Source organism: Agathobaculum sp. NTUH-O15-33 (assembly GCF_033193315.1).
In the GTDB taxonomy this organism is placed as follows: domain Bacteria; phylum Bacillota; class Clostridia; order Oscillospirales; family Butyricicoccaceae; genus Agathobaculum; species Agathobaculum faecihominis_A.
Window position 1 is genome coordinate 2,903,142 of record NZ_CP136187.1, and the last position, 26,440, is coordinate 2,929,581.

A 26,440-nucleotide genomic window follows, 5' to 3' on the forward strand; every position below is an offset into this window, starting at 1 on the left:
CGGTTTACCGTAGTTCCCCGGCGCGTAGCCTTGTCCGGTTAAAAAGAGCAGCCGACATCCGTCCGCTGCTTTCGCATCCCATTTGCAGCTGGCTGACTCTCCGCGGCACGGGGGGTCCCTATAGTTTTGCGTCCCTGCCTTGCGGCAGGTTTGCCATTTTTATATATATCACTACATAATATGAATTATGTGGTAATTTTATAGTTGTTATCTGGAAGTTTTTGATGTTCTACGGCGACTCATCTTTGGCCAAAACGACATAATTTTCGTGGACAACAGCCATTGTCCACGAAAATTTTGTCGTTTTTGTGATATGCTGAGTCGCCGTAGAACATTAAAAAGTTCCAAAACAACTATAAAATCACCACATAATTCATATTATGTGGTGGTTTTATGCTTAAAAAATATTTACTTTCCGCACTAAAAACCCCCGCGCCGTAAAGGCGCGGGGGTTTTAAAATGCGGGTATGGAATTTTACTGCTGGCCGTACAGCGCTTCCAGCTTCTTCAGATGCGCGTAGCGCTCTACCGACGCCTTCTCAGCTTCGACAAACAGCTTTTCAGCGCGATCCGGGAAGGAACGGGTCAACGCGGAGTAGCGCGCTTCGTTCATGATGAAGCCGCGGTAATCCTCGCTCTTGGGCTCCTTGGAATCCATGATGAACGGATTCTTGCCTTCGGCCTTGAGCTGCGGATTGTAGCGGAAGTTGTTCCAGTAGCCGCAATCGACAGCCTTCTTCATCTCGGCCTGACAGTTTGCCATGCCGCCCTTGATGGAGTGCATTTCGCACGGCGCATAGCCGATAATGAGGGACGGGCCCGGATAAGCTTCCGCTTCGGCAATCGCCTTCAGCGTCTGCTGCATGTTGGCGCCCATCGCCACCTGCGCGACGTAAACATAGCCGTAGCTCATCGCGATCTCGGCAAGAGACTTCTTGCCGATGGCCTTGCCGGCCGCCGCGAACTGCGCTACCGCGCCGATCGGGGTAGCCTTGGATGCCTGACCGCCGGTGTTGGAGTAAACCTCGGTATCGAATACCATGACGTTGATATCCTGACCGGAAGCCAGCACATGGTCAAGGCCGCCGAAGCCGATATCATAAGCCCAGCCGTCGCCGCCGAAGATCCAGACGGACTTCTTGGCAAGGTATTCCTTATGGGCGAGGATATCGCTCGCAAGCGCGCAAGCTTCGCAGTCGCAATGCTTCGCACCGGAAGCCTTCAGCTCCTGAACGTGCGCCTTCATTTCGCCTACCTTATCGCCGAACACATCCTTGGCCGCCGGGCTGTTGATGAACGCTTCGCAAGCTTCCACCGGCAAAACGGATTCTTCCAGCAGCGCGATGTATTTCTTGGTGGCTTCCGCGTTGGCGTTGCCGTCGTCCATGGTATCGAGCCATGCCTGCGCGGCTTCCTTGAGCGGCGCGTACGTGTGCTCTACGGCGATCAGCTCGCGGGTCTTATCAGCCAAACGGTCGCGCAGCGCCTTCTGGCCGTAGTACATGCCAAGGCCGTGCTCCGCGTTATCCTCGAACAGGGAGTTTGCCCAAGCCGGGCCGTGGCCGTTTGCATCAACGGTGTACGGGCTGGTGGCTGCCGGGCCGCCCCAGATGGACGAACAGCCGGTGGCATTCGAGATATACATACGGTCGCCGCAGACCTGCGTGATCAGGCGGGCGTAAGAGGTCTCGGCGCAGCCCGCGCAGGAGCCGGAGAACTCAAGCAGCGGCTTCTTGAACTGGCTGTCCTTGACGGAATTCACGGAGATCATATCGGCCTTTTCGGCTACTTCGGCTACCATGTAGTCGAACGCGTCCTGCTGGGCGGCTTCCTGCTCCTGCGGAACCATGGTGAGGGACTTGGTCGGGCAAACGCCGACACAAACGCCGCAGCCCATGCAGTCCAGCGGGGAAACGGCCATGGAATACTTGTAAACGCCCTTGCCCTTGCCGGCCTTGATGTCGACAATCTTGGCGGAAGCCGGCGCCGCGGCCGCTTCCTCTTCGGTCAGCGCGAAGGGACGGATGGTGGCGTGCGGGCAGACATACGCGCACTGGTTGCACTGGATACAGGTATCCTGATTCCAAGCCGGTACGGTAACGGCAACGCCGCGCTTCTCGTAAGCTGCCGCGCCGTGGGAGAACGTGCCGTCCACGTGCTCGCCCGCGAAAGCGGATACGGGCAGGCTGTCGCCGTCCATACGGCCGATCGGGTCCATGATCTCCTTGACCATCTTGACGGTCTCGGGACGGCCGTGCAGCTCGGCACCGTTCGCCTGATCCTGCGCGTTCGCCCAGTCAGCCGGTACGTCGAACTTGTGGAACGCGGTAGCGCCCGCGTCGATCGCCTTGTGGTTCATATCAACCACGTCCTGACCCTTCTTGAGGTAGGACTTGGTGGCGGCGTCCTTCATGTAGCCGATGGCTTCTTCCTGCGGCATGACCTTGGCCAGCGTGAAGAAAGCGGACTGCAGAATGGTGTTGTTGCGCTTGCCCATGCCGATCTCGATCGCAAGATCGATCGCGTTGATCGTGTAGACCTGAACGTTGTTTGCCGCGATATAGCGCTTGGCAACGGCGGGCATATGTTTGTTCAGTTCTTCGTCGGACCACTGGCAGTTGATCATAAAGATGCCGCCGGGCTTGACGTCGCGCACCATCGGGTAGCCCTTGATGATGTAGGACGGGTTGTGGCAAGCGACAAAGTCGGCCTTATTGATATAGTAAGGCGACTTGATCGGCTTGTCGCCGAAACGCAGGTGAGAAACGGTCACGCCGCCGGTCTTCTTCGAGTCGTACTGGAAGTAAGCCTGTACGAATTTATCGGTGTGGTCGCCGATGATCTTGATGGAGTTCTTGTTCGCGCCGACCGTGCCGTCGCCGCCGAGACCCCAGAACTTGCACTCGATGGTGCCTTCCGCCGCGGTGTTCGGCGAGGGCTTCTCTTCGAGGGACAGGTTCGTAACGTCATCCACGATGCCCAGCGTAAACTGGTGCTTCGGAGCGTCCTTTGCGAGTTCGTCGTATACCGCGAACACAGAGGACGGGGGCGTGTCCTTGGAGCCGAGACCGTAACGACCGCCGGTGAGGACCAGATCGTTGCGGCCGGCGTTAGCCAGCGCGGTGACGACGTCCAGATAAAGCGGCTCGCCCTGACTGCCGGGCTCCTTGGTGCGATCGAGAACGGCGATCTTCTTGGCCGTGGCCGGGATGGCCGCGACAAACTTGTCCGCCGCGAACGGACGGTACAGGCGAACCTTAATCAGGCCGACCTTCTCGCCGTTTGCATTCATATAATCGATAACTTCCTCGGCAACGTCGCAGATGGAGCCCATGGCGACGATGACGCGGTCGGCGTCCTGCGCGCCGTAGTAGTTAAAGAGCTGGTAATCGGTGCCGAGCTTCTGGTTGACCTTGCCCATGTACTTTTCAACGATGGCCGGAACAGCCTCGTAATACCGGTTGCAGGCCTCGCGGTGCTGGAAGAAAACGTCGCCATTTTCGTGGCTGCCGCGCATAGCCGCGTGCTCGGGGTTGAGGGCGCGCTTACGGAACGCTTCAACAGCGTCCATATCGCACATATCCTTCAGATCCTCGTAATCCCAAACCTCGATCTTCTGGATCTCGTGGGAGGTACGGAAACCGTCGAAGAAGTTGATAAACGGCACGCGGGACTCGATCGAAGCGAGATGCGCGACGGCGCCAAGGTCCATCACTTCCTGCGGGTTGGTTTCGGCCAGCATGGCAAAGCCGGTCTGGCGGCAGGCCATTACGTCGGAATGGTCGCCGAAAATATTCAGCGCGTGGCTGGCTACCGTACGTGCGGAAACATGGAACACGCAAGGCAGCAGCTCGCCCGCGATCTTGTACATATTCGGGATCATCAGCAGCAGGCCCTGAGAAGCGGTGTACGTAGTGGTGAGCGCACCGGCCGCGAGCGAACCGTGCACAGTACCCGCGGCGCCCGCCTCGGACTGCATTTCGATCACCTTTACGGTTGTGCCAAAGATGTTTTTCTGACCTGCGGCTGCCCACTGGTCAACGCTGTCTGCCATGGGGCTGGAAGGGGTGATCGGATAGATACCCGCTACCTCGGTAAACGCATACGACACGTGAGCCGCCGCTGTGTTACCGTCCATGGACTTCATTTTTCTTGCCATGATATATCCTCCTATTCAGTTAATAACTTGCTAAAGGCCTGAAAAGCGTATAAATCCGTGCTTTTGGGGCCTATGGAACGGTTTGTTTCGACCCTTTTTATTTTAGCACTCTGCCTTTAGAATGTAAACACCAAATATGACAGATTAATAACATAGATCGCCTCTCAGAAAAGTTTTTCGCCCCCTGTTTCGCCTGTTGAAACGGGGGCCGTGTTACAGTTATTTTGCATGCGCATTTGTGCATTGCACCGGCGCGGAACATATAGTATAATAAGGATAAGTATCGAATTTTGTCGCAGCGGAGGGGTTTTATGGTTTCACGCGTGTGTTCGGCCGGGCTGATCGGAATCGACGGCTGCATCGTCACGGTGGAGTGTTTTCTCTCCTCCGGTTTGCCCCGGCTGGACGTGGTCGGCCTGCCTACCGGCGCGGTGAGCGAAGCGGGCGAGCGCGTGCGCGCCGCCGCCAAGCACTGCGGGTTCGACTGGCCTGTGTCGCGCATCACGGTCAACCTCGCCCCGGCGGATACGAAAAAGGCCGGGACCGCGTACGACCTGCCCCTCCTGCTCGGCATCCTCGCGGCGGAGGGTTCGCTTTCCGCCCCGCCGAAGGACGCGGTCTTTCTCGGCGAGCTATCTCTGACGGGCGAGCTGCGCCCGGTATGCGGCGCGCTGTCCATGGCGCTGGCCGCGCGGGAAAACGGCTTTACCACCATTTTTGTGCCAGCCGACAACGCCGCCGAGGCGGCCTATGCCACGGGCGTTACCGTTTATCCGGTGAAAACCTTAAACCAGCTGATCGCCCACCTAGAGGGGCGGCAGCCGCTTGAGCCCGCAACGCCGCCGCCCGCTCCCGCGCGCACGGACGGCGCGCTTGATTTTTGCCATGTGATGGGGCAGCACAGCGTCAAGCGCGCGCTTGAAATCGCGGCGGCGGGCGGGCACAACATCCTGCTCTCCGGCCCGCCGGGTTCGGGCAAAAGCATGATGGCAAAGCGCTTTCCCACCATCCTGCCCGCGCTGACCGAGGGGGAGCGGCTCGAAGTCATCCGCGTCTGGTCCTCCGTGGGACGCGGGGCGGAAGCCGTAGCCCGGGCGGAGCGCCCCTTCCGCGCCCCGCACCACAACGCTTCGGCGGGCGCGCTCGCGGGCGGCTCCGGTACGGGAGGGCGGCTGCCAACGCCCGGCGAAATTTCGCTGGCGCACCGCGGCGTGTTATTTCTGGACGAGCTGCCCGAATTCCACCGCGACGTGCTGGAAACACTCCGCCAACCGGTGGAGGATGGCCGGGTGACCATTTCCCGCGTCGCGGGGCAGGTCACCTATCCGGCGAATTTTCAGCTCGTCGCCGCGATGAATCCCTGCAAATGCGGTTGGTACGGCACGCCGCGCTGCACCTGTTCGGAAAACGCGGTGCAGCAGTATCTGCGCCGCCTTTCCGGCCCGCTGCTCGACCGGATCGATTTACAGGTCGCGGTGCAGCCGGTGCCCTACGAAGCGCTTGCAAACCGCGCGCGCATCAAAGAGGAACCTTCCGCCGCCATTCGCGCCCGTGTGACAAGCGCCCGCGCCAAGCAGTACGCGCGGCAGGGCGAAGCCGTGTGCAACGCCGACTTGCCGCCAGCCAGCCTTGCGGAAGCCTGCCCGCTTTCGCCGGACGCCTCGCGCATGTTCGCCGCCGCCTTTGATCGGCTAGGGCTCACCGCCCGCGCGCACGACCGTGTGCTGCGCGTGGCGCGCACCATCGCCGATCTGGCCGAAAGCGAAACGCTGGAAGCCGAGCATCTGGCCGAAGCGCTGCAATACCGCGCGATCGACCGGGAAACCAAGGCCGCGCCATAGGTTTTCCCCATGATGTGTGGATAAGTCTGTGGATATTGTGAATAAGTTGTGATTTCGACACATTCTGCGTGAATTCCCCTATTCTCTTCCCCAAAACGGTGTAATAGTAGCATATATACACCTTTCCACCCCGAAGGAGGTACCATTTTATGCCGCATTTCCGCCTGCGCACCGTATGGGCGCTCGCTTTGGCCGCGTCATGTCTTGCCGCGCCGGAAGCGGGCGCGCTCTCCGGCGTGTCCGGCTGGGCCGAACCGGCAGTCGCGTATGCCCAGAGGTCCGGACTCGAGCCCACCTCTTTTGCCGGGCTCAAGGCGACCGCGCCGGTCACCCGGGCCGAGTTCTGCACGGTCGCGCTGAACACCTATGAAAAGGTCACGGGCCGAACCGCTCCCAAGAGCGGAAAAAAACCTTTTTCCGACTGCTCCGATCCCGCGGTCACCGCGGCGTACGAGCTTGGGCTGGTGAGCGGGCGCGGCAGCGGTGTGTTCGATCCCAACGACACCATCCAGCGGCAGGATCTTTGCGTGATGCTATATAATGTATTGGATGCCGCCGGTATCACGGCCCCCGCCATCGCGGGCGACGCGGCGGTGGAGGATTATCCGGATGTTTCCGACATACGCGGTTATGCCGTCACGCCCATGATCACCATGGTCGATTACTCGATCGTCAACGGCGTTGCCGCCGCGGGCAGCACAACAAAGCTGGCCCCCGCCGGCACGGCCACGCGCGAGCAGGCGCTCATCATGGCGGGCCGCTTTGCCGACGCGTTTGCCGGACAGGCCGATCCCGAGCAGCCCGGCACTACCCCCGATCCGGAGCCGGAGCCCGAGCCCGAACCGAAGCCCGACACCAAGCCCGTTCGTCCGCCCAGCATCGATATCACCTCGCCGTCCGACGTTCCCACGAGCAAAGAGGATAAAATGACCTTTGTTTACGGCGAGGGCGGAGAAAAGTACCAATCCAGCGAGGAAGCGCGCGCCAATATGACCGAGATTACCATCAAGGTTTGGCGTTTAGGGGAGGACGGCGTCAAAACCTCCGGCACGACCGAGATCACCGTCAACCGTGTGCTCGCCCCGCTCATCGTCAAGATCTTTGATGATATCTACGAAGGCGACGAGCAGTTCCCCATCCGCGACGTCGGCTGTTATGCTTGGCGCACGGGCGAGCATTCGCAGGGCACCGCGATCGACATCAATTACGATGAGAATATGGAAGCGACGATCAACGAGGACGGTTCCCTGACCCCGACCACCGGCACGCATTGGACGCCCGGTGAGGACCCCTACTCCATCCCCGAGGACGGCGACGTGGTAAACGCCTTTGCCAAATACGGCTTCGCTTGGGGCGGCAACGCATGGCGCAGCAAAAGAGACTATATGCACTTTAGCTTCTTTGGTACATAAAAACGCATTTATCGGTTGTGAAAAACGCATTTGGTGATACAATATAGAGGTATGGAGGAGTGTTATATGTTCACTTACAAACCCCTTTGGAAGCTTCTGATCGATCACGACATGAACAAAAGCGAGCTCAAGCGCACGCTGGGCCTATCGTCGAGCACCATGACCCGATTGGTGCATAACGAATACGTTTCGCTGGAAACGCTCGACGCGATCTGTACGGAGTTCGGCTGCACCCCGAACGACGTGATCGAGCACATCCCGCCCGAATAACCACGATACGCACAAAATCAACCGCCGGTTGGAACAATCCTACCGGCGGTTAACTTTGCCTCCATTGCGGGCGGCACGCAGCGCATGCTACAATGAAAGCAGCAAAAGGCCTTTGCAGCAACAGACAAAGGAGTTTTTTAAGTATGGAACTGAATATCGGATCTGTCATTTCCAATGTACGGCGCGGCAAAGGGCTGACGCAGGAGGCACTGGCCGACGCGGTCGGCGTTTCTTCCGCCGCGGTCAGCAAATGGGAGACCGGCGCGAGCTACCCGGATATCACCCTGCTGCCGCCGCTCGCCCGCGCGCTGGGTCTTACGGTCGACGCGCTGCTCGATTACCATGCCCAGCCCACCGATCAGGAGCTGCACGAGCTGTCCGAACGCCTTGGCAAGGTGTTCGACGAGCAGGGATACGCCGCGGGACGGGCCGCATGCGAACAAATGCTGCACGAATACCCATCCTACGGTCCGCTCAAGCTCGTCATTGGTTCGCTGTATTATCGCTATCTATCCTTTGCCCTAGGCGGCAAGGCCGATCCGGATGCCATGATAGAGGACGTCGTACAGCAATCGCTGACGCTGTTCGAGCAGGCCGAGCAGGAAAGCAAGGACGGCAATGAAGGCCAAATGGCAAAGGCGCTTCGCATCTCGGCGCTTACCATGGCGGGGCGCTACGACGAAGCCGAAGAACTGCTCGACAGCCTGCCGGGGCGGCCGTTCATTTCGCGCCCGGAGCAGCTCTATCAGACGCTGTACCTTGCGCGCGGCGACCTTGACAAGGCCGAACAGATGGACCAGCGCGCTCTGTTCGAGCAATACAGCGAGGCCGCCACTTCACTGCTGAACCTGAGCGCCGTTTCCCGCCGCCGGGGCGATATGGAAGCCGCGCAGCGGTTTACCGACGCTTACTGCGCCTTGACCGAGCTGTTCCAGCTCGATCCCATGGCCGGACTGCAAATGCAGCTCACGCTCGCCGAGGAACGCGGCGATAACGAACGCGCCCTCGACCTGTTCGAGCAGTATATCGACGCCGTCATCGCGCACACATTCGATTACACGGATAATCCGTTTTTCTTCGCCGTGCAAACGCGCGTACCCACCAAAAACGAATTGAACGCGATGAATCGTTTGGTGCTGCGCGCCGCGGAGGAGGACGAGGGCTTTGCCGCGATCCGCGGCGAAAAACGCTTTGCCGACGCGCTAGACCGCCTGCGCAAAGCATTAGACGACTGATCCTTCAAAGGCCGGGCAGAGGAATATTCCTCTGCCCGGCCTCAGACTGTCAAAAAACTATTTTTGACAGTCTGTCGATCGAAACAAAGCCCCATTTCGATCGCGTATTCCGGCTTCTGCTCTCGGTTTTTATGGCATTTTCCACTTGCGGCAAATGCCTATTTTATGCACGCTGCGGCGTGAGGACTTTTTCGACGGGCCGCCTCTTGGATTTAAGTTTGTAAGCGGGGGCGGGGTTGGGAGGCGGTCTCGTCCTCCGCCAGTATGGCGTGCATGAACCGCGCGCCTAGCTGCAATCCGGATGCGAAAGCGTCCATTTGCTCAAAGGAAGCGGAGGCTGTGTATAGGTCGCTCAGGTCGAGAAACCGGCGGTAATCGTCGTCCCGCATGACGGTGGTAAAATAGTGCGTTTCCGTCTCGATCTGTTGCTCGATCGCGTCGCGCGCCGGGCTTGACGCGCGCGGGCGCTCAAAGGGATTGTAGCGGCCATAATACAGGTCTTCGATAAATTCTTGTTTCATTGTGCATTTTCCTTTCGCAATGTTTTGCACAACGCCTTGCCAGACAAAACCGCACAGTGTATAATATTTATGCGGCTGCCTGTTTAGGTGGTTGTGCGGTGGGAAGCGGTGCATGCTTTGAGAGGTGGCGCCGCTTCCTATTTTACTTTTTCAGGCTGTCATGCACCATGTCAATTCCCTTGCGGACAACATCGGAACGGGATAAGGCAAGTTGCTTTGTGCATTCATCGAGTTTCTGTTGGGTTTCAATACTAACCCGAACAAAGATGCGATCTTTCATTGAACTGTCAGAGGGTGGACGGCCTTTTTTCTTTTGCGCCATTGTGTCACCTCGATTTCTTGTGCGCACCTATATTGTATAACTGTGCGCACAAAAAGTCAATAGATTTTAGCGACAAAGGTATGTGTAGGCGTACGGCAGGGGCAGCACACGGTAACTCCGCAGTTAGGTAGGGCCGGGTGACCCCACCCGGCCGCCCCGCATGGATCGAATGACCCCATGATGCGGCACCCACCGCAAGAGCAAAAGGGAGAGGACAACCTTGCGGTTGTCCTCTCCCTTTTCTAAATTATAACTGCGAATAGGACATGACGCGGAACGTCCGCCGGTACTGGCTCGGCGACATACCGACGCACCGGCTGAACGCCGTACTGAAATTCCATGGGTTGCCGTATCCCAAACGCTCGGATATCTCCGCGACCGGCAGATTGGTATCGATCAAAAGCGTCTGCGCTTCGCCGATCCGGCGCTTCATGACGTATTGCATCGGCGGCATGCCCATTTCGGATTTGAACACATGCGCCAAATAATATTCGCTGATGTGCAAAGCGCTGCCGATCGAATGCAGGGTCAGCGCCTCGTTATAATGGTCGTCCAGATAATGCTGGATGCGGCGCGCCAGCATATTGGCCGACAAGCGCGAACGATCGCCGCCGTTGCGCTCGCGGCTGAGCAGCAGATCGTGGATCAGCAGCAGAACGGCCATGGCTGTGTGGCTGCATACCCGTTCCAGATTGCCCTGCTTGGAATGCAGGACATAGATCATCCGCATCATGTGTCCGATCTGGTCGGAAAGAATCCCGCAGGACAAGACCGGCTTGATACGCTCGTCCATCAGCTGATTGACCGGCAGGCCTTCCACCGAAACATCCCGCAGCGCGATGCTGTAAGACCGCATGCTCCGCTGCGCGGACGGATCCTCGCCATGCAGTACCCGCGCGTTGCAAATGACCATATCACCCTGCCGTACCTGATAGGAGCACCCATCCACCATATACTGACCTTCGCCGCTGTACACAAAAAACAGCTCCAACGCATCCTCATGCATATGCAGCAGCCGGGCGTGCCGGTTGCTGTGCGCCTCGTCGATCGTGTAGGTGCCGACCAGCCGCGGCTGCGTGCCCTCCCGGAACCCTTTCGCAAAGATTTCTTTTTTCTCTTCCATTTTCACCGCTCCGACACGAATAGCAATTTCTCAAAGGTAAAAGTAAGTAATTTACAAATTATATCCATATTTCACCTAGCTTTTCGCAAGAAGCAGCTAACACCTTATGCGTCAGTCTGTTATAATTATACTCGCTAACAAGCAGATACGGAATAAAAACTAGATATATTAAAACTTTATTGCGCAATAATAATTTTTGTGCAGGTGTTTTTGTCATGTCCGCATTTTTCTGCCGCTATTATATCACAAGCCATGCGAGAAAACAACCTGCCATATCTTTTTGTATATCCGTATCGGTTTTCACGTACATAACAGGAAAACGCGAAGGAGAATACAAAGGAGACGCGCGCACATGAGTAAATCCACACAAAACCGCCTAAAAGAGGGCGCCCAGTTGACCTGCGGCCGCGGCGATGCCGCGCAAAACCACTTAAACGTAGGCACCCGTCTGGCTTATGGCTGCGGCGATACTGCCTGCAACATCGTTTTCGGCATGATCTCCACGCTGCTGACGCTTTTTTATACCGATTACGCAGGCGTTTCCGTCGTTACCGTGGGTATGGTCATGTTGATCTCCCGCGTGTTCGACGGCACGAGCGACGTGATCATGGGCTTTATCGTCAGCCGCACCAACAGCAAGTGGGGTAAAGCGCGGCCTTGGATCATTTGGATGGCGGTTCCCTACTGTATTTCCGCCATCGCGCTTTTCGCCGTACCGCAGACCAGCGATTCGTTACAGTTCTGGTACATTTTTATCACCTATAACCTGTGCACCACCGTGCTGTACACGGCAATCAACGTGCCCTACGGCACGCTTTCTACCATGATGACGCGTTCCTCGCACGAACGCGACCTGCTTTCGATCTTCCGCATGTCGATGGCGCCGCTGGGCCGCATCATCGCGGTTACCTTTACTATGCCGGTGGTCAAGCTGTTCGGCGATAACCAAGCCGCGTGGATGAAAGCCATGGCCATGTGGGCCGGGATCGCGCTGGTGATGCTGATCGTCTGCTTTGCCCGCTGCAAAGAGACCGTGCGGTTTGAAGCCGCCCGCGCGCAAAAGGTGCCGCTTAGCAAAAACCTGAAAGCGCTGCTGACCAACCAATATTTCTGGGCGGTGCTCATTCTTTGGACGGTCACCTGTGTGCACGGCGCGATCGTCGGCACCTCGCTGCCGTATTACTGTAAATACATTTTTCATAATGATGCGTGGATGTACAGCGTTTTGTATCTGGCCGAAGCCGGCACGCTCGTCCTCGGCGCAATGCTGTGCCCGCTTTTGCTGCGGCGCTTCGGCAAGCGGAACATATCGCTGGCCGGCGCGATCATCGCCGTCGCGGCGCACGCCGCGCTGCTGCTCGATCCCTTCAGCTTCAGTTGGGCGCTCATCACCAGCATCGTCCGCGCACTCGGGGAAGCGCCGCTTACCGCCGTTGTTTTCGGCATGATGGGCGATGTGATCGAATTCGGTCAATGGAAAACGCACATCCGGCAGGAAGCGCTGATCTTCGGCGGCGGCTCCCTCGGCTTCAAGATTGGCACCGGTATCACCAGCGCGGTCATCACTTCGCTGTTGGATAAAGCCGGTTACATTAGCTCTACCGGCGCTGCCGTGATACAGCCCTTATCCGCGGTGTTCATGATACAAAAAATCTATGTCTGGGGACCTACTCTGATGTGGGCGGTCGCCGTGATCGTACTGCTTTTGTATAAGCTCGATCAGCGCTATCCCAAGATCATGACCGAGCTTGCCGCGCGCGAAGCAAAGGGCGAAATGTAATCCCCTTTCCTCGCGGCAATTAATCGTTTCAAATTTTAGACCGCCGGCTGCACAAGTGCGACCGGCGGTCTATCGTATTCCGTTTTTTTCCAGCATGTAGCTATAAAAAAACCACGCCGCAGTATGGCTGCGATACGTGGAGCCCTCCGAAATTACTTTTCGCTTTGCGTCTGATGCTCGTCGCCGAAGATCATATCGTCGATGTCAGGCGTATCCGGATGCTGGGGTTTGCGAATGATACGCATGGGCTTACCACCTCCTCTTTTCTTTTTCTACTACTCAGTATAACCCATATACCGTGTCGAACGCAAGTTAAAATTCTGTAAATAGATTTTACGGACAAAAAAACCGCCCCTTCCGGACGGCCCCCTGCCCTGACGCTTACGCGCCAGATTGGCTGTATGTCAACGGGCGATCGCAGGCCGCCCGCCTTTGCGCCTGAAAAGCAAAAAATATAATCCCCGCCCTGCCGATGCGACCCAATTAGTAACCTGCACGGAAGGCAGGTGGGTTTTCTGTCCGGTATCGCTGCGCTTCCAACGTCCGCGTGCACACGGGAGGCCTGCACTTGAAACCGGAACTTTTCGAAATCCCGTACTAAAAATGTGGGTTAAAAAGGGGCCGCTGTCGAACAGGGCAGGAAAAATACGCGTCTTACTCTTCTTCGGCTTCCGCGCGCTCGATGATGAGCTGGAACACCGCGTCGGCTACCTCGTCGTCCTCCACGGTTGCGAGAATCTCCTCGCCGTTCTCTTCGACGACCTGAAGAATGACCACCTCGGCCTCTTCTTCTACCGCCAGCTCGGCGGGGATAAACGCCAGATAGGTTTCGCCCTTGTATTCCACGGTGTCGATGTGTTCAAATTCGACCTCGTTGCCGTCCTCATCGGTCAGAGTTACAAAATCGTTGCCAAACTCTTCACTCATTGTTCGGCACCTCCTTCTTTTTTTACAGGGGCCGCCGCACATCGCGCGCCGCCCTTGCTCTACGTTAAGCATAGCAAATCCAAAGGATTTTGTAAAGCTAAAAATCTTTGCCGGGCACTGCCATAGTATGCCGCGGGCCTTTATTATCATACCAATAGACGGGTAATAAAAAAAGCCTTGACATTAAGTTTTACATCTGGTATATTTACTTAGTAACAAAGAAGAAGGCTTCAGCCCTCACCCGCAGCATTGAGCGACCGGGTCAATAATCGCAAAACGCTTTATTTTGGCGTTTTGGTTTATGTGCAGGGCGTTCTCCGGTTTCGTGAGGCCGTCCTTTTTTCTGTATTCATAACCCGTTTTGTTTGGAGGTGCTTATCCATTAGCAGCATGGAACATCAGATCAACGATGAGATTCGCGACAAGGAAGTCCGTCTGATCGGCGACGACGGCGAACAGCTCGGCGTCGTGCCCATCCAGCAGGCGCAGGGCCTCGCTATTGAGAAAGGTCTTGATTTGGTCAAGATCGCCCCGCAGGCCAAGCCGCCCGTCTGCAAGATCATGAACTACGGCAAGTTCCGTTTTGAACAGGCCAAGCGTGACAAAGAAGCGCGCAAGAATCAGCGTGTCGTGGAGATCAAAGAGATTCGCCTGACCCCTAACACCGATATCGGCGACCTGAACACCAAGGTCAAAAACGCCTGCAAGTTCCTAAAGGAAGGCGACAAGGTCAAGGTAGCGGTCCGTTTTCGCGGCCGTCAGGTAACGCATGCGTCGCTCGGTCAGGATCTGCTCCGTCGCTTTGCTGAAATGTGCAGCGAATGCAGCACGGTGGAAAAGCTGCCCAAGCTAGAAGGCCGCCAGATGCTTATGTTCTTGGCGCCCATCAAGGAAAAGTAAACAATAGCGCGTTTCGCGCAAATTCAGAGAGGAGCAATACCTATGCCTAAGATCAAAACGCACAGCGGTGCAAAAAAGAGATTCACTGTTACCAAGTCCGGTAAAATCAAGCGCGGCCAAGTCGGCAAGCGCCACCTGCTCAATGGACACGGCAAAACGTCCAAGCGCCTGCGCCACCTGCGCAAGGAAGCATTCGCAGATGCGACCAACGTCGCACAGGTTAAGCGCCTGATCCCCTACAAATAAGTAAAAAACATCTTTCATATAGGAGGCATTCAAAATGGCAAGAGTTAAGGGCGCTATGATGACGCGCAAAAGAAGAAAGAAGATTTTAAAGCGTGCCAAGGGTTACTGGGGCGCAAAATCCACCCACTACAAGGTAGCCAATCAGGCTGTCATGAAGAGCCTGAAGTACGCTTACATCGGCCGCAAGCAGAAGAAGCGCGACTTCCGCCGCCTGTGGATCACCCGCATTTCCGCGGCGTGCAAGATGAACGACATGAACTACAGCCGCTTCATGAACGGTCTGAAGAAGGCCGGCATCGATCTGAACCGCAAGATGCTCGCCGAGCTGGCTGTGGGCGACAAGGCTGCTTTTGCCGCGCTGGCGGAAAAGGCTAAGGCTGCTCTCTAATTTTATCGTGAAAGCGTCGGAACTTCGTTTCCGGCGCTTTTGTTTTTTATTGTCAACCACCGCGCGATGCGGTATAATAGCTGTAAAGCCTGATTTATCAGCCCAACAGAGAAAGGTGGTTTCCATATGCAGCAGCCCATCCGCGTGGTCTCCCGGGTCAATTCCAAGCTTTATGCAGATGCGATCCCCGGCCATTTCGCGACAAACCATTCCCATATCAACTATTATATCGACATGTCTGCTTTGAAACACAGCCAAAGTTTGGCGACCGAGGCGGCGCGCAGTATCGCTTATCATTTTTCCGCCATCAGCATCGATACCATCCTCTGTTTAGAGGGTACGGAATATATCGGCGCGTTTGTCGCGCGCGAGCTGACGCGCGAGAGCCTTGCCGGCCTTAACTCGGGCGGCGACCTGTTCCTTGTCGAGCCGGACTCCAACGTCAACGGCCAATTTATTTTTGCGGACAACCTGCGTCCGATGATTGAGCATAAGAACGTGCTCGTGCTCGTTACCTCGGCCTCCACCGGCCAAACGCTTTCCCAAACGCGCGAATGCGTGGAATACTACGGCGGCCGCGTGGCGGGCTTCTCCGCCCTGTTCTCCAACATCTCCGAGCTGAACGGCAGGCCGGTCGTCAGCCTGTTCTCCGGCGCGGATTTCCCGCATTACCACAACTGCTCCCACGGCAAAAACTGCCCTGACTGCGCCGCCGGCATCCCGCTCGACGCGATCGTCACCCCGCGCGGCTATACCAAAATTTGACCGACCGCATGACAAACAACGGCCCCGCTCCCATTTTTCCGTGGGAGCGGGGCCGTTTTGCTTATCCGAGCATCAGGCTGGGTACAAACATGGACAGCGGCGACCAAAAGGTGATGAGCAGCAGAACGAGCACCATCATGCCGTAAAACGGCAGACAGGCGCGCGTGGCTTTTTCGATCTTGATACCGCCGATTGAGCAGCCGACGAACAGCGCCGCGCCGACCGGCGGCGTGCACAGGCCAATCGCGAGGTTTAAAATCAGCATGGCGCCGAACTGAACGGGCTCCATGCCCAGCTGAGTCGCGACCGGCATCAAGATGGGGGTCAGGATTAAGATGAGCGGGCCCATATCCATAATGCAGCCAAGCAGCAGGCACATGACGTTGATGAGCAGCAGAATGACGATGCGGTTGTCCGACAGCCCCAGCAGAGCGTTGGTGACCATGGCCGGGATTTGCAGATAGGCAAGCAGCCAGCCGAACATGGAGGCCGTGGCGATTAGGCTCATCACCATGGCAATGGTGCGTAAGCTTTTACGCAAAATACCGCCAAACCGGCGCAGCGGGATCTCCCGATAGATAAAGAAGGTGACAATAAACGCGTACACCACCGCGACCGCCGCCGATTCGGTAGCGGTGAACCAACCACCGATCACGCCGCCGACGATGATCACGCAGGTAAGCAGGCCGAGAACCGCGTCCTTGGTGGCTTTTAAAATTTCACGGCCGCTCATTTTGTCGCCCTTGGGATACCCTCTGCGGCGCGCGGCAATAGCGGTGAGCAGCATCAGGGCCAGACCCAGCAGAATGCCCGGAATCAATCCGCCCATGAAAAGCTGACCGATCGACACGCCGCCGCCCGCCGCAAGCGCAAATAAAATCATGTTATGGGAAGGCGGAATCATCACGCCTTGACAGGCCGAGGTGACGGTAACGGCAACCGAGAAGTCATCGTCATACCCCGTTTTTTTCATCATGGGGATCAGCATGGAGCCAATGGAGGACGTATCCGCCACGGCGGAACCCGAAATGCCGCCGAAGAACATGGAGGCGACTATATTGACCTGTGCAAGGCCGCCGCGCATCCGGCCGACCAGCGCGTTGGCAAAGGCGATCAGGCGGTTCGAGATACCGCCCTGCCCCATTATTTCACCCGCAAGGATAAAAAAAGGAATGGCCATTAAGCTGAACGACTGCACGCCGTTCACCATGCGCTGAAACAGCGTGGCGATGGGCAGATTTAAGTAAAGCGCGGTGACGACGGAAGATATGCCCAGCGTAAACGCGATCGGCATACGCAGTGCGAGCAAAAGGACGAAGGATCCCAGAAGGATCGCAATGGCAAGGGTCATATCAGGCATCGGTTTGTTCCTCCGTTTTTTCCAGCACAGCCTGATCGCGGCGAAAAGCAACGATCAGCCCATTGAGCAAAACCAGCGCGCCGGATAGGGGCAGAATAATATAAAGAACAGCTGAAGGCAGCTTGGTGGCGGGCAGCGTCGCGTTTTTCGTGACCTGCATGATCTTTACGCCAAATACGATCATCAGCACCCCAAACGCCGCGATCAGCAAATAATCCACCGAGTCGATCCATGCCACCACACGGCGCGGCAATTTCGCAGTAAACATCTCAATAGACATATGGATTTTTTCCAATACGCCAATGGCGATGCCGATAAAGGCGAACCAAACCATCATTGTGGTGGACACCTCCTGCGACCAGCTGAACCCCTGCTTAAAAATATAGCGTTTGACGACTTCGAGAAATACGACCGCGACCATAACGACCATGCAGAGTATGGCGAACCATTCCAGCAGTTTGAAAACGGCCCGAAACGCTTTTTTAACAGCTTGCATGCTGTAACAACTCCTTTCTATCAAAAAGGGACGGCGCACGCGCCGTCCCTCTGCGAATTCGTATCAGGCGAGCGCCTGCACGCTTTCCACAATGGCTTTCTGCTCATCGTTTAAGAAGGAATCGTACATGGGAGCGACCGCATCCTGAAACTGCTTCAGCTCGTCCTCGGTCAGCGTGGTCAGCGTGCAGCCCTTTTCCGCCGCGACCTTGGCGTTTTTGGCCTCTGACTCTTCCCAAGCCTCCCGGTGCCACAGCGAAGCCTCTTTCGCGCACGCCTTCACAATTTCCTGATCCTCCGCGGATAGCTTGTCCATCGTCTGTTTGGACGCGAGGATCATATCGGGCATATAGGAGTGCCCGTCATAGGTCCAGTAAGGCGCTACCTCATAGAAGGACATTTCCACATAAGAGGTCATGTTGTTTTCCGCGCCGTCTACAACGCCGGTCTGAATGGAGGAGTACGTGTCGTTAAACGGCAGCGGCGTGCCGATGCCGCCGAGGTGCTCCATCATCGAAAGCATCAAATCCGATTCGGATACGCGGATTTTCATGCCCGCCAGATCGGCCGGTGTGTGGATTTCCTTTTTGGCGTTAAAGAAGTTGCGGGAGCCCGGGTGCAGATAGGTCACGCCGACAAGGTTATTCTCCTCAAAGGTATCGAATACCTGCTGGCCGATTTCGCCGTCCAGCACGCGGAACAGATGGTCCACATCGGTATATTCGTAAGGCATTTGCAGGGCGTTCATGAGCGGGGCGAATTCAGCCGAAGCGCCCGAGGAAACGCGGGTAAAATCCAGCCCGCCGAACTGGCACTGCTCGATGGTGGAGCGCTCGTCTCCCAGCTGTCCGGCAAAGAAGCACTGGATATCAATGCGTCCATCGGTCTTTTCCTTAACCATGTCCGCAAACTTTTGGCAGGCCTGCGAGGTAATGTGCTCCTCATTATGGCTGTTGGCAAGTCGAAGCACCATGCTCTGGTCCGAACCGGCGGCCGGTGTTTTTCCGGCGTTCGGATCCTGCGCGGACGGGCTGCCCCCGCAGCCGGTCAGCAGAGACGCCATGAGCGCGGCGGATGTCAGGCCCGCAAAAATTTTTCTCTTTTGCATTCTCTTCATTCTCCTTTTTCTTGTGTACGGCAGCGTTTCGGCTGCTTATTCCTGTTTCCCAGTATAGTATACGGAGTGTATGAAGAAAATCGGACTTTTTTGTGAACACGTGGTATCCTTTTCGATGATTGTCAAACAATTAACGCTATTTTTGGCGATTTTGACGAAAACTTGTCGGCGTCGTACCGCGGTTGCGTTTAAACACCTTGGTAAAATAGGTTGGATCGGGATAGCCGACCGCCTCCCCGATCTCGCGGGCGCTCATGCCGGTTTCCAGCAGCAAACGTTCCGCGCGGGACAGGCGATAATCCGTCAAGTAATCGATAAAATTGCGTCCAAATTCCTGCTTAAATAAACGGGAAAAATAGTAGGGGCTTTGCCCCAGACCATCCGCCGCTTGCTCCAGCGATATGTTTTCCGGATAGTGCGCGGCAATATAGGTTTCCGCCCACAGGTAGAAGGGGCTACGGGATGGATCCGATTCGCCGGGTGCTTTTGGCTCCAGCTGATCGCAAAGGGCGGACAGCTTCTCGCGCAGCTCGTTGCGCGGCACGGGCTTTACCAGATAATCGGCCGCCGCCACGCGCACCGCGCCGACCGCGTATTCAAATTTGCTAAACGCCGTTAGAAATAGGATATGGCAATCCGGCTGCTGGCGGCGAATGATCGCGGCCGCATCCAACCCGCTCATAACCGGCATTTCAATGTCCAAAATCGCTATTTGCGGCTTTAGCGTCTCCGCCTCCGCAACCGCGCGGCTGCCGTTTTCCGCCGTTCGGATCAAGCCGATCCGCGGTTCTATCTGCTGTATCATCTTTTCCATGGCAAGCAGGGCAAGCGGTTCATCCTCTGCCAAAAGCAATTTGATCATTCGGATATCCTTTCTCCGGTGTCGGTCACGGATAGGTGAAAGCACAGGCGTGTGACCGCCCCCACCTGCTTTTTGCACCAGAAGGTAACGCTGCTGCCGGGATCAAACAGATGAAGGCGGCGGCGGATGTTGTCGAGCCCTATGGAGCGCCGCTCCGCGCGCGCGGGCGCCGCCGTTCCCTCGCCGTTATCGATCACCGAAAGCTCAATGCATCCCTCCCGCGGTTCACGGATCCGAATACGAATCACGCCGCCTTCGGGCTTGCGCGCAAGGCCGTGCACCACGCTGTTTTCCACCAGCGGCTGCAAAATATATTTCGGGATCAAAATGGTTTCAAATTCGGGCGCGCGTTTCAGATCAAGGCGCAGCCGCCCCCCAAACCGTTTTTGCTGGATTTCCATGTAGGTCTCCACAATATCCAGTTCGCGCGATAGGGTTACGATATCCTCGTCGCTTTCGAGCGTATAACGGAAATAGGCGGCCAACTCGCCAATCAGCGAGCGCGTCATGCCGGCGTTTTCCAGTGTGGCAAGGGCCGACGCCGTATTGAGGCTGTTAAACAAAAAGTGCGGGTTCATCTGGCTTTGCAGCTGCGCAAAGCGCGTGCGCTCCAGCAGCTTTTGTATCTGGGCGTTCTTGACCTCCTGCCGCCGCAAGTTTTTTTCCATGCGAGCGTTTTCGCTTAATGTATCGAAGGTGTGGGACAGCTCCCGTTTCATTATGTTGAACGTTTCGGTAAGCATGCTTAACTCGTCCCGCCCGCGTACCGGCACGTCGGGCGTGTCAAAGCGGCCCGCTGTGATTTCCTCCGCCTTGCAGCTGAGCGCCAAGACCGGGCGGAAAACCGTATTTTGTAACAAACGCAGCGTCAAACACAGGATTAGACCGCACAAACCAATCGCGACCAGCAGCAGCGCGTAGACCTTGCGACTGCGGGCGCGCGCGGCCGCGTAGCGCCCCTCTCCCGTTTCGATGCTGGAGGCGAGCAACAGCCCGGCGTATTGGCTGATATACTCCGCGCGCGCATCTAGCTGGTAATATTGATCGATGAACGTTTGATTGCGGATATCGCCGCCCCTTAAAAAGCCAAGCGCTGTGCGCTCTTCCGCGCGATAGCTTTCAACCGCGCCGGTCAGAGCGTGCGTGTACATGCGCAGCGTCTTGTCCTGCATCAGCGTGCCGCGCTGCATTTCGTTTAAAATACGATCCGTGCGCTCACGTGCGGATGCGTGCTCGGATTCCTGAAAGGCAATCGAAGAATAGATCGCAGGGCGGAACAGCGTCCGTTCCTGATGGTAGCTGCTGATAAAGCGGCCGATCAGATGATAATCCTGCATCAGATCGCTGACCGTGGCCAGCTGACTTTCCGACAACGCGACCGTCATGCCGACAAACAGGGTAAACGCGGCGGCAATGGTGAGAAAAACGACGCGCATTTTATGCCGCAGCGGCTTATTGGCCCACCAGCCGGTCAGGAAAGGCTTATTCTTCTCAGCAGAAACATGGTTTGTCATCCTATACGGCCCCCTTTATTTTCACTCGTGGATTAGTATACCATGGCTCGCGCGATGGGCCAAGGGAGATTTCTGGCAATCCGCTGAACGCATTGATCCTAATCAGCCAAACTGCCATATACCTGTTCCGCCTCTGTGCGCAACAAAAAAACTGTCGAAAAACGTTGTTTTTCGACAGTTTTTGGAAGGATCTTTAATCCTCCTCTGCGCCGTTGTCACAGGCTCTGCGCGGGCAGTTCCCGCCGCGCGGACAGTGCGCGCGTCTATCGCACACCTCGACGTCGCCGCCCTCAATGCGGAGCGTTTTGCCGTTTACCACACAGTCTGCCAGCTTCACGCGCGCGGCGTTGTAGATTGCCTGCGCGGTTGTGCGCGCCACGCCCATTTGTCCGGCGGCCTGTTCCTGCTGCAAGCCCATCAGGTCGATCAGGCGGATCGCCTCGTACTCATCCAGTCCCATCAGAACCGTTTCGCCGCCGCAGCCCATACCGCGCGGGCCGAATTCCTTAACGCCCGGAAGGCCGCACACACGCCTGCATTTTTTCGGTCTGGGCATGGATTAGCCGTGACAGTGGCCGCCGCAGCCGTGTCCGTGCGAGCCGCAATCGTGTCCTTCACCGTGCTGCTCGTGGTGGTTGCATGTTACATCCGGGTTATACTGCAAACCGCCCGATAGAAACGCCGCGACCACCTGATCGGCTTCGCCGCTCACGCCGCCGAACAGGCGAATGCCCGCTTCGGCCAGCGCTGCCTGCGCGCCACCGCCAATGCCGCCGCAAATCAGCGTATCCACGCCGCGCGCCGCCAGAAAGCCCGCGAGCGCGCCGTGGCCGCTGCCGTTTGTGTCCACTACCTCGGCGGATAGAATTTTTCCATCCGCCGCTTCATACATTTTAAATTGCGCGGTGTGTCCAAAATGTTGGAACACCTGCCCGTTCTCATACGTTACCGCGATTTTCATAAATGCGCACCTCTTTTTCATTTTCGGCATATGCCGGTTAACTGCTTCTTATTATAGCACGTTTCCGGCATATGTCAAGAATGATTCAGATGCGCAAAAGCGCATAGACACAGCTATCCTGAATCGCGCCGTTTTTAAAAACGCTTTGCCGTTTAACGCCTTCCAGCGTAAAGCCCGCCTTTTCCAGCACCCGGCGCGAGCCTTGATTATAGGCGAAGGGCTCGGCCTCGATGCGGACAATATCAAACGCCGCAAACGCCGCCGCGCAAAGCTGTTTTGCCGCTTCCGTCATGATGCCCTTGCCCCAGTATTCCTCGGCCAGCCAATAGCCGAGCTCGGCGCTTTTGCGGTAGACGTCCGACCCGCAGAACACGCCGACGCTGCCCACCGCGCGCCCGTCCGCCACGATGGCGCGGCACAACTGCCGGCTCTCGTCGTTCTGCGCGCACATGCGCACATACCCCACCGCGTCCTCCCGCGTATAGGGAAAAGGAAACCCGTCGCGCAGATTGGCCGCGATCTTCGCGTTATTGCCGTACCGCGCCACATCGTCGATAAAGCGTTCGTCCCATTTTTTAAGCGTAAACTGCATAACCGCAAAGCTCCTTACTTGTTTAAAAATTCCGGCAGGCGGCGGCGCGCCTCGAGGCGGTAGATGCGCGCGCCCTCGCTGGAAAAGCGCTCCTCATACTCGGTCATAACGTTGCCTTCAAAATCCGAACTGTGCAGATCGAGCGAGATATTTTGCAGCAGCCAGCCGAACTGGCAGATTTCCTGCAGCGTCCATTCAAAAAAGCGCTGGTTATCGGTCTTGAAGCACAGATCGCCCTGCTGCTTCAAAATTTCGCCGTACACCTCCAAAAACGCGCGCCAAGTGAGGCGGCGCTTGCGCTGACGGTTGGGCGGCCATGGGTCGGAAAAGTTCAAATAGATACGGTCCACCTCGCCGGGGGCAAAAACCTCGCGCAGCTCGGCGGCGTCAAAGGGAAAAAAGCGAAGATTGGGCAACGGCGCCAGCGCCGCGCGCTCGGCCGCCATGATGAGCGCGCCCTCCTCCCTCTCGATGGCAAGAAAGTTCACCTCCGGGTGCTGCTCCGCCATGCCGATGGCGAAACGTCCCTTGCCGCAGCCGATCTCGATATGCAGCGGGTGATCGTTTCCAAACAGTGCGCGCCACTTGCCCCGCATTTCGCGCGGCGCAAACTCCATCACCGGCGCACAGGCCGCGAAGCGCACGTCCAAATTTTTCTTTTTTCGCATTCTCATTGCGCGAAGCCCCCGTTTTATCCTTTATTTGTCGCCTTTTCATTATATCGGGCCGGTTCGGAATTGGCAAGCCAAATTGACAAATTTCCGCTTTGCCGTGTATAATGTTAATAACTATGATTTGGGGGACATGTATATGTTTAACCGTTCAAGCGGCGTGCTTGCGCACGTCACTTCGCTGCCCGCGCCGCACGGTATCGGCACAATGGGCCAAACCGCCCACGACTTTGTCGATTTTCTCGCGAAGGCGCGCCAGACCTATTGGCAGGTGCTGCCGCTCGGCCACACCGGCTTCGGCGATTCGCCGTACCAGTGTTACTCCGCCGCCGCGGGCAACCCGCTGCTGATCGACCTCGACCTGCTGCAAAAGGACGGCCTGCTGACCGAGGCCGAGATCCGCGCGGCGGATTTTAACGCTTCGCCCGACGTGGTCGAATTTGAAAAGGTGATCGAAGCGCGCTGGCCGCTTTACCGTAAGGCTTATGCCCGCGTGGACGCGGCGCTTCAAAAGAAGATCGACGAATTTGTATCGGAGAACGCCGAATGGCTGCCCGATTACGCACTTTTCATGTCGCTGCGCGAGGAAAAATACGACAACGCCGCCGTTTGGGATTGGCCCGAGGCCGACGTGCGCGACCGCGAGCCGGCGGCCCTTGCCCGCGTGAAAGCGGAGCTGCGTGGCGAGATCGACTTCCGCATCTTTCTGCAATATGTATTCTACGAGCAGTGGACCGCGCTGCGCGCCTATGCAAATGAAAAGGGTATTCAGATCATCGGCGACATCCCGATCTACGTTTCGCCCGATTCGTCCGATGTGTGGACGCACCCGAAGCTGTTCAAGCTGCAAAAGGATCTCAGCCCCAAGCTGATCGCGGGCGTGCCGCCCGATTACTATTCCGCCACCGGCCAACTCTGGGGCAATCCGGTATACGACTGGACCGCCCATAAAAAAGAGGGATACGCTTGGTGGATATGGCGCATGAAGACCAATATGGCGCTGTTCGACGTGGTGCGGATCGATCACTTCCGTGGATTTGAGAGCTTCTGGGAAGTGCCGACCGGTGAGGATACCGCGGTAAACGGCGTATGGCGCAAGGGTCCGGGCATGGCGTTCTTCCGCGCGATGCAAAAGGCGCTGGGCGAGATCCCGATCATCGCGGAGGACCTTGGCATCATCACGGACGATGTGCGCGCCCTGCTGCGCGAGACCGGCTTCCCCGGCATGCGCGTGCTGATCTTTGGCATGACGCCCGACGAGGACAACGAGCACCTGCCCCATAACTATTTGCCGAACTCCATCGTTTACACCTCGACCCACGACTCGCAGACCGTATGCGAGCAGGTCATGGATATTTGCAATGAACGGGAAAAGCAATTTGCTTATGCCTACCTGCGCACCTCGCACAGCGAGGCCATGGGCTGGAGCGCGATCAAGAGCGTTTGGGCTTCGCCGGCGCACATCTCAATGACCACCCTACAGGATCTGCTTTCGCTTGGCGCGGACGCGCGCATGAACACCCCCGCTACGATTGGGGGCAAAAACTGGCGCTGGCGCGTCCGGCGCGAAGCGCTCAACCCCGAGGTCGCCGCGCTGCTTGGCGATATCACAAGGACATACAAACGAGGCTGACACGCAGCCCACGCAAAAAGGATAGGTACATATGAAAATTACCACTGCCATTTTTGATCTGGACGGTACGCTTCTGAATACGCTCGGCGATCTGGCGGACAGCGTCAATGTAGCGCTGGCCCGCCACGGGCTGCCGTTGGCCAGCGAGGAGCAGGTACGCGAGCGCGTCGGCAACGGCGTTCGCCGCCTGATCTCGCTCAGCCTGCCTGAAAACGCCTCCGACACGCTGGTCGACGCTTGCCTTGACGATTTCCGCACCGCTTACGAGCAGCGCATCACCAACCGTACCCAGCCGTACGACGGCATCGTACCGCTTTTGCGCGCCTTGAAGCGCGAGGACGTTGCGGTGGGCGTTTTATCGAACAAATACGATCTTGCCGCAAAGAATCTCATCCGCTTTTTCTTCGGCGACCTGTGTCAAGTGACCGTGGGCGAACGCCCGGGCGTGCCCCGCAAGCCCGATCCGACCTCCGCGCTTGATTTGCTGCGTCAGCTTGGCGGCGACCCTGCCACGACCCTTTATATCGGCGACAGTCCGGTTGATATGCAGACCGCGCACAACGCGGGATTGACCGCGGTCGGCGTGGGCTGGGGGTTCCGCTCGGTGGAGGAACTGAAAAACGCGGGCGCGGAAGCCATCGTGAACGCTCCCGAGGAATTGCTGCCGCTGTTTCAAAACGGCCTTGTGAATATCGACGCGATCTGCGCCGCCTTTACGCGCCGCGGCTTCGGCTTCACCTACTTCCCGACCGCGGCGGACGCCCTGCCCTACCTGAGCGAGACCTGCGCCGGGCAAACGGTTTCTTTCGGCGGCTCTAAAACGCTGGAAGCGCTCGGCCTTGTGGACGCGCTCGCGGACAAAGCCGAGGTGCACTGGCACTGGCTGGACGCGGACGACCATACGCAGGCGGCGGACATCTATCTTTCCTCTGCCAACGCACTGGCCGAAACCGGCGAGATCGTCAATATCGACGGTGCGTGCAACCGCGTGGCGGGCACGCTGTACGGCTCCGACCGTTGTATTTTCGTATGCGGCGTCAATAAGCTCTGCCCCGATCTGCAAAGCGCGGTCGACCGCGCGCGCAATGTCGCGGCGCCGCTAAACGCCAAACGGCTCGGCCGCCGCACGCCCTGCGCCGTGGACGGCAAATGTCACGACTGCCGCAGCGCAGACCGCATCTGCTCCGCGCTTGTCGTGCACATGGCCCCGCCGCTCTCGATGAAAAAATGCGAAGTCGTCCTGATCGGCGAAGCGCTAGGATATTAAACAAAACGGTGCGGTTTTTATAAACCGCGCCGTTTCAGACTGTCAAAAAACTATTTTTTGACAGTCTGTCGATCGAAAC

The 26,440-nt window shown here is 57.2% G+C and carries 25 protein-coding genes, 1 other RNA gene and 1 riboswitch; of the genes, 11 read left to right on the top strand and 15 right to left on the bottom strand.

The window, feature by feature from the left end:
* Window positions 1-80 precede the first annotated feature (80 nt).
* A riboswitch (cyclic di-GMP riboswitch) is annotated at window positions 81-165 on the bottom strand.
* Between the two features lie 310 nt (window positions 166-475).
* Window positions 476-4,159 carry a pyruvate:ferredoxin (flavodoxin) oxidoreductase gene (gene nifJ, locus RWV98_RS14015; RefSeq protein WP_280963323.1) on the bottom strand — a complete coding sequence of 1,228 codons (3,684 nt, stop codon included), beginning with the start codon at window positions 4,157-4,159 and terminating at the stop codon, window positions 476-478.
* 311 nt (window positions 4,160-4,470) lie between these two features.
* Between nifJ and RWV98_RS14020 the strand changes: the two genes are divergently transcribed.
* The 4 genes from RWV98_RS14020 to RWV98_RS14035 all read left to right on the top strand — a co-directional run bounded on the left by RWV98_RS14020 (window position 4,471) and on the right by RWV98_RS14035 (window position 8,917).
* Window positions 4,471-6,000 carry a YifB family Mg chelatase-like AAA ATPase gene (locus RWV98_RS14020; RefSeq protein ID WP_317861519.1) on the top strand — a complete coding sequence of 510 codons (1,530 nt, stop codon included), beginning with the start codon at window positions 4,471-4,473 and terminating at the stop codon, window positions 5,998-6,000.
* A gap of 149 nt (window positions 6,001-6,149) precedes the next feature.
* A complete protein-coding gene (locus RWV98_RS14025) occupies window positions 6,150-7,412 on the top strand; it encodes a M15 family metallopeptidase (RefSeq protein WP_317861521.1) in 1,263 nt (420 codons plus the stop codon).
* Between the two features lie 66 nt (window positions 7,413-7,478).
* Window positions 7,479-7,682, top strand: a complete 204-nt coding sequence (locus tag RWV98_RS14030; protein WP_280963326.1) for a helix-turn-helix domain-containing protein — start codon at window positions 7,479-7,481, stop codon at window positions 7,680-7,682.
* Between the two features lie 143 nt (window positions 7,683-7,825).
* Window positions 7,826-8,917 (top strand): helix-turn-helix domain-containing protein, encoded by a 1,092-nt coding sequence (locus tag RWV98_RS14035; RefSeq protein ID WP_317861523.1) that lies wholly within the window; start codon window positions 7,826-7,828, stop codon window positions 8,915-8,917.
* 212 nt (window positions 8,918-9,129) lie between these two features.
* Here RWV98_RS14035 and RWV98_RS14040 read toward each other — a convergent pair whose 3' ends face one another.
* The 3 genes from RWV98_RS14040 to RWV98_RS14050 form a co-directional block, all read right to left on the bottom strand.
* A complete protein-coding gene (locus RWV98_RS14040; RefSeq protein ID WP_317861525.1) occupies window positions 9,130-9,438 on the bottom strand; it encodes a DUF6809 family protein in 309 nt (102 codons plus the stop codon).
* Window positions 9,439-9,580: 142 nt separating this feature from the next.
* Complete coding sequence (locus tag RWV98_RS14045) at window positions 9,581-9,760, bottom strand: CopG family transcriptional regulator (RefSeq protein WP_317861526.1); 180 nt, start codon at window positions 9,758-9,760, stop codon at window positions 9,581-9,583.
* 247 nt (window positions 9,761-10,007) lie between these two features.
* Complete coding sequence (locus RWV98_RS14050; protein WP_317861528.1) at window positions 10,008-10,883, bottom strand: AraC family transcriptional regulator; 876 nt, start codon at window positions 10,881-10,883, stop codon at window positions 10,008-10,010.
* A 352-nt stretch (window positions 10,884-11,235) separates the two neighbouring features.
* Between RWV98_RS14050 and RWV98_RS14055 the strand changes: the two genes are divergently transcribed.
* The gene (locus tag RWV98_RS14055; RefSeq protein WP_317861530.1) at window positions 11,236-12,663 is read left to right on the top strand and encodes an MFS transporter; all 1,428 of its coding nucleotides are present in this window, start codon (window positions 11,236-11,238) and stop codon (window positions 12,661-12,663) included.
* Between the two features lie 454 nt (window positions 12,664-13,117).
* Here RWV98_RS14055 and ssrS read toward each other — a convergent pair.
* Together ssrS and RWV98_RS14065 are read right to left on the bottom strand one after the other, a co-directional pair.
* Window positions 13,118-13,309, bottom strand: a non-coding RNA gene (gene ssrS / locus RWV98_RS14060) — 6S RNA.
* 8 nt (window positions 13,310-13,317) lie between these two features.
* Window positions 13,318-13,590, bottom strand: a complete 273-nt coding sequence (locus tag RWV98_RS14065) for a DUF1292 domain-containing protein (protein ID WP_317861532.1) — start codon at window positions 13,588-13,590, stop codon at window positions 13,318-13,320.
* Window positions 13,591-13,980: 390 nt separating this feature from the next.
* Between RWV98_RS14065 and infC the strand changes: the two genes are divergently transcribed.
* The 4 genes from infC (at window position 13,981) to RWV98_RS14085 (ending at window position 15,889) form a co-directional block, all read left to right on the top strand.
* Window positions 13,981-14,490: a translation initiation factor IF-3 gene (gene infC, locus RWV98_RS14070; RefSeq protein ID WP_280963545.1), complete on the top strand. Its 510-nt coding sequence runs from the start codon at window positions 13,981-13,983 to the stop codon at window positions 14,488-14,490.
* Window positions 14,491-14,532: 42 nt separating this feature from the next.
* Window positions 14,533-14,736 carry a 50S ribosomal protein L35 gene (gene rpmI / locus RWV98_RS14075; RefSeq protein ID WP_280963546.1) on the top strand — a complete coding sequence of 68 codons (204 nt, stop codon included), beginning with the start codon at window positions 14,533-14,535 and terminating at the stop codon, window positions 14,734-14,736.
* A 34-nt stretch (window positions 14,737-14,770) separates the two neighbouring features.
* Window positions 14,771-15,124 carry a 50S ribosomal protein L20 gene (gene rplT, locus RWV98_RS14080; protein WP_280963547.1) on the top strand — a complete coding sequence of 118 codons (354 nt, stop codon included), beginning with the start codon at window positions 14,771-14,773 and terminating at the stop codon, window positions 15,122-15,124.
* A gap of 126 nt (window positions 15,125-15,250) precedes the next feature.
* Window positions 15,251-15,889, top strand: a complete 639-nt coding sequence (locus RWV98_RS14085) for an orotate phosphoribosyltransferase (protein WP_280963548.1) — start codon at window positions 15,251-15,253, stop codon at window positions 15,887-15,889.
* A 61-nt stretch (window positions 15,890-15,950) separates the two neighbouring features.
* Here the strand turns inward: RWV98_RS14085 and RWV98_RS14090 are convergent, their stop codons facing one another.
* The 9 genes from RWV98_RS14090 to trmB all read right to left on the bottom strand — a co-directional run bounded on the left by RWV98_RS14090 (window position 15,951) and on the right by trmB (window position 23,464).
* Window positions 15,951-17,249 (bottom strand): TRAP transporter large permease, encoded by a 1,299-nt coding sequence (locus RWV98_RS14090; protein ID WP_280963549.1) that lies wholly within the window; start codon window positions 17,247-17,249, stop codon window positions 15,951-15,953.
* Entirely contained in the window at window positions 17,242-17,745 is a 504-nt protein-coding gene (locus RWV98_RS14095) for a TRAP transporter small permease (RefSeq protein WP_317861537.1), read from the bottom strand. The genes RWV98_RS14090 and RWV98_RS14095 overlap by 8 nt, the downstream gene beginning before the upstream one ends.
* A 63-nt stretch (window positions 17,746-17,808) precedes the next feature.
* Window positions 17,809-18,852, bottom strand: a complete 1,044-nt coding sequence (locus RWV98_RS14100; protein ID WP_317861539.1) for a TRAP transporter substrate-binding protein — start codon at window positions 18,850-18,852, stop codon at window positions 17,809-17,811.
* A gap of 145 nt (window positions 18,853-18,997) precedes the next feature.
* Entirely contained in the window at window positions 18,998-19,723 is a 726-nt protein-coding gene (locus RWV98_RS14105) for a response regulator transcription factor (RefSeq protein WP_280963552.1), read from the bottom strand.
* A complete protein-coding gene (locus RWV98_RS14110) occupies window positions 19,720-21,237 on the bottom strand; it encodes a sensor histidine kinase (RefSeq protein WP_317861542.1) in 1,518 nt (505 codons plus the stop codon). Before RWV98_RS14110 ends, RWV98_RS14105 begins: the two co-directional genes overlap by 4 nt.
* Window positions 21,238-21,430: 193 nt before the next feature.
* Window positions 21,431-21,793 (bottom strand): DUF134 domain-containing protein, encoded by a 363-nt coding sequence (locus RWV98_RS14115; RefSeq protein ID WP_317861544.1) that lies wholly within the window; start codon window positions 21,791-21,793, stop codon window positions 21,431-21,433.
* A gap of 3 nt (window positions 21,794-21,796) precedes the next feature.
* Window positions 21,797-22,198: a NifB/NifX family molybdenum-iron cluster-binding protein gene (locus RWV98_RS14120; protein WP_280963555.1), complete on the bottom strand. Its 402-nt coding sequence runs from the start codon at window positions 22,196-22,198 to the stop codon at window positions 21,797-21,799.
* A gap of 85 nt (window positions 22,199-22,283) precedes the next feature.
* A complete protein-coding gene (locus tag RWV98_RS14125) occupies window positions 22,284-22,790 on the bottom strand; it encodes a GNAT family N-acetyltransferase (protein ID WP_317861546.1) in 507 nt (168 codons plus the stop codon).
* Window positions 22,791-22,804: 14 nt separating this feature from the next.
* Window positions 22,805-23,464, bottom strand: coding sequence for a tRNA (guanosine(46)-N7)-methyltransferase TrmB (gene trmB, locus RWV98_RS14130; protein ID WP_317861548.1), 660 nt, complete (start codon window positions 23,462-23,464; stop codon window positions 22,805-22,807).
* A gap of 136 nt (window positions 23,465-23,600) precedes the next feature.
* Here trmB and malQ point away from each other — a divergent pair, with 136 nt between their 5' ends.
* Both malQ and RWV98_RS14140 read left to right on the top strand, forming a co-directional pair.
* Window positions 23,601-25,094, top strand: coding sequence for a 4-alpha-glucanotransferase (malQ, locus tag RWV98_RS14135; RefSeq protein WP_317861550.1), 1,494 nt, complete (start codon window positions 23,601-23,603; stop codon window positions 25,092-25,094).
* 31 nt (window positions 25,095-25,125) lie between these two features.
* Window positions 25,126-26,361 (top strand): HAD-IA family hydrolase, encoded by a 1,236-nt coding sequence (locus tag RWV98_RS14140; protein WP_317861552.1) that lies wholly within the window; start codon window positions 25,126-25,128, stop codon window positions 26,359-26,361.
* Window positions 26,362-26,440 lie beyond the last annotated feature (79 nt).

Excerpts from the sequence above, each read along its gene's own strand:
- nifJ (WP_280963323.1), bottom strand. The coding sequence starts at position 4,159 with ATGGCAAGAAAAATGAAGTCCATGGACGGTAACACAGCGGCGGCTCAC.
- RWV98_RS14020 (WP_317861519.1), top strand. The coding sequence starts at position 4,471 with ATGGTTTCACGCGTGTGTTCGGCCGGGCTGATCGGAATCGACGGCTGC.
- RWV98_RS14025 (WP_317861521.1), top strand. The coding sequence starts at position 6,150 with ATGCCGCATTTCCGCCTGCGCACCGTATGGGCGCTCGCTTTGGCCGCG.
- RWV98_RS14030 (WP_280963326.1), top strand. The coding sequence starts at position 7,479 with ATGTTCACTTACAAACCCCTTTGGAAGCTTCTGATCGATCACGACATG.
- RWV98_RS14035 (WP_317861523.1), top strand. The coding sequence starts at position 7,826 with ATGGAACTGAATATCGGATCTGTCATTTCCAATGTACGGCGCGGCAAA.
- RWV98_RS14040 (WP_317861525.1), bottom strand. The coding sequence starts at position 9,438 with ATGAAACAAGAATTTATCGAAGACCTGTATTATGGCCGCTACAATCCC.
- RWV98_RS14045 (WP_317861526.1), bottom strand. The coding sequence starts at position 9,760 with ATGGCGCAAAAGAAAAAAGGCCGTCCACCCTCTGACAGTTCAATGAAA.
- RWV98_RS14050 (WP_317861528.1), bottom strand. The coding sequence starts at position 10,883 with ATGGAAGAGAAAAAAGAAATCTTTGCGAAAGGGTTCCGGGAGGGCACG.
- RWV98_RS14055 (WP_317861530.1), top strand. The coding sequence starts at position 11,236 with ATGAGTAAATCCACACAAAACCGCCTAAAAGAGGGCGCCCAGTTGACC.
- RWV98_RS14065 (WP_317861532.1), bottom strand. The coding sequence starts at position 13,590 with ATGAGTGAAGAGTTTGGCAACGATTTTGTAACTCTGACCGATGAGGAC.
- infC (WP_280963545.1), top strand. The coding sequence starts at position 13,981 with ATGGAACATCAGATCAACGATGAGATTCGCGACAAGGAAGTCCGTCTG.
- rpmI (WP_280963546.1), top strand. The coding sequence starts at position 14,533 with ATGCCTAAGATCAAAACGCACAGCGGTGCAAAAAAGAGATTCACTGTT.
- rplT (WP_280963547.1), top strand. The coding sequence starts at position 14,771 with ATGGCAAGAGTTAAGGGCGCTATGATGACGCGCAAAAGAAGAAAGAAG.
- RWV98_RS14085 (WP_280963548.1), top strand. The coding sequence starts at position 15,251 with ATGCAGCAGCCCATCCGCGTGGTCTCCCGGGTCAATTCCAAGCTTTAT.
- RWV98_RS14090 (WP_280963549.1), bottom strand. The coding sequence starts at position 17,249 with ATGCCTGATATGACCCTTGCCATTGCGATCCTTCTGGGATCCTTCGTC.
- RWV98_RS14095 (WP_317861537.1), bottom strand. The coding sequence starts at position 17,745 with ATGCAAGCTGTTAAAAAAGCGTTTCGGGCCGTTTTCAAACTGCTGGAA.
- RWV98_RS14100 (WP_317861539.1), bottom strand. The coding sequence starts at position 18,852 with ATGCAAAAGAGAAAAATTTTTGCGGGCCTGACATCCGCCGCGCTCATG.
- RWV98_RS14105 (WP_280963552.1), bottom strand. The coding sequence starts at position 19,723 with ATGATCAAATTGCTTTTGGCAGAGGATGAACCGCTTGCCCTGCTTGCC.
- RWV98_RS14110 (WP_317861542.1), bottom strand. The coding sequence starts at position 21,237 with ATGACAAACCATGTTTCTGCTGAGAAGAATAAGCCTTTCCTGACCGGC.
- RWV98_RS14115 (WP_317861544.1), bottom strand. The coding sequence starts at position 21,793 with ATGCCCAGACCGAAAAAATGCAGGCGTGTGTGCGGCCTTCCGGGCGTT.
- RWV98_RS14120 (WP_280963555.1), bottom strand. The coding sequence starts at position 22,198 with ATGAAAATCGCGGTAACGTATGAGAACGGGCAGGTGTTCCAACATTTT.
- RWV98_RS14125 (WP_317861546.1), bottom strand. The coding sequence starts at position 22,790 with ATGCAGTTTACGCTTAAAAAATGGGACGAACGCTTTATCGACGATGTG.
- trmB (WP_317861548.1), bottom strand. The coding sequence starts at position 23,464 with ATGAGAATGCGAAAAAAGAAAAATTTGGACGTGCGCTTCGCGGCCTGT.
- malQ (WP_317861550.1), top strand. The coding sequence starts at position 23,601 with ATGTTTAACCGTTCAAGCGGCGTGCTTGCGCACGTCACTTCGCTGCCC.
- RWV98_RS14140 (WP_317861552.1), top strand. The coding sequence starts at position 25,126 with ATGAAAATTACCACTGCCATTTTTGATCTGGACGGTACGCTTCTGAAT.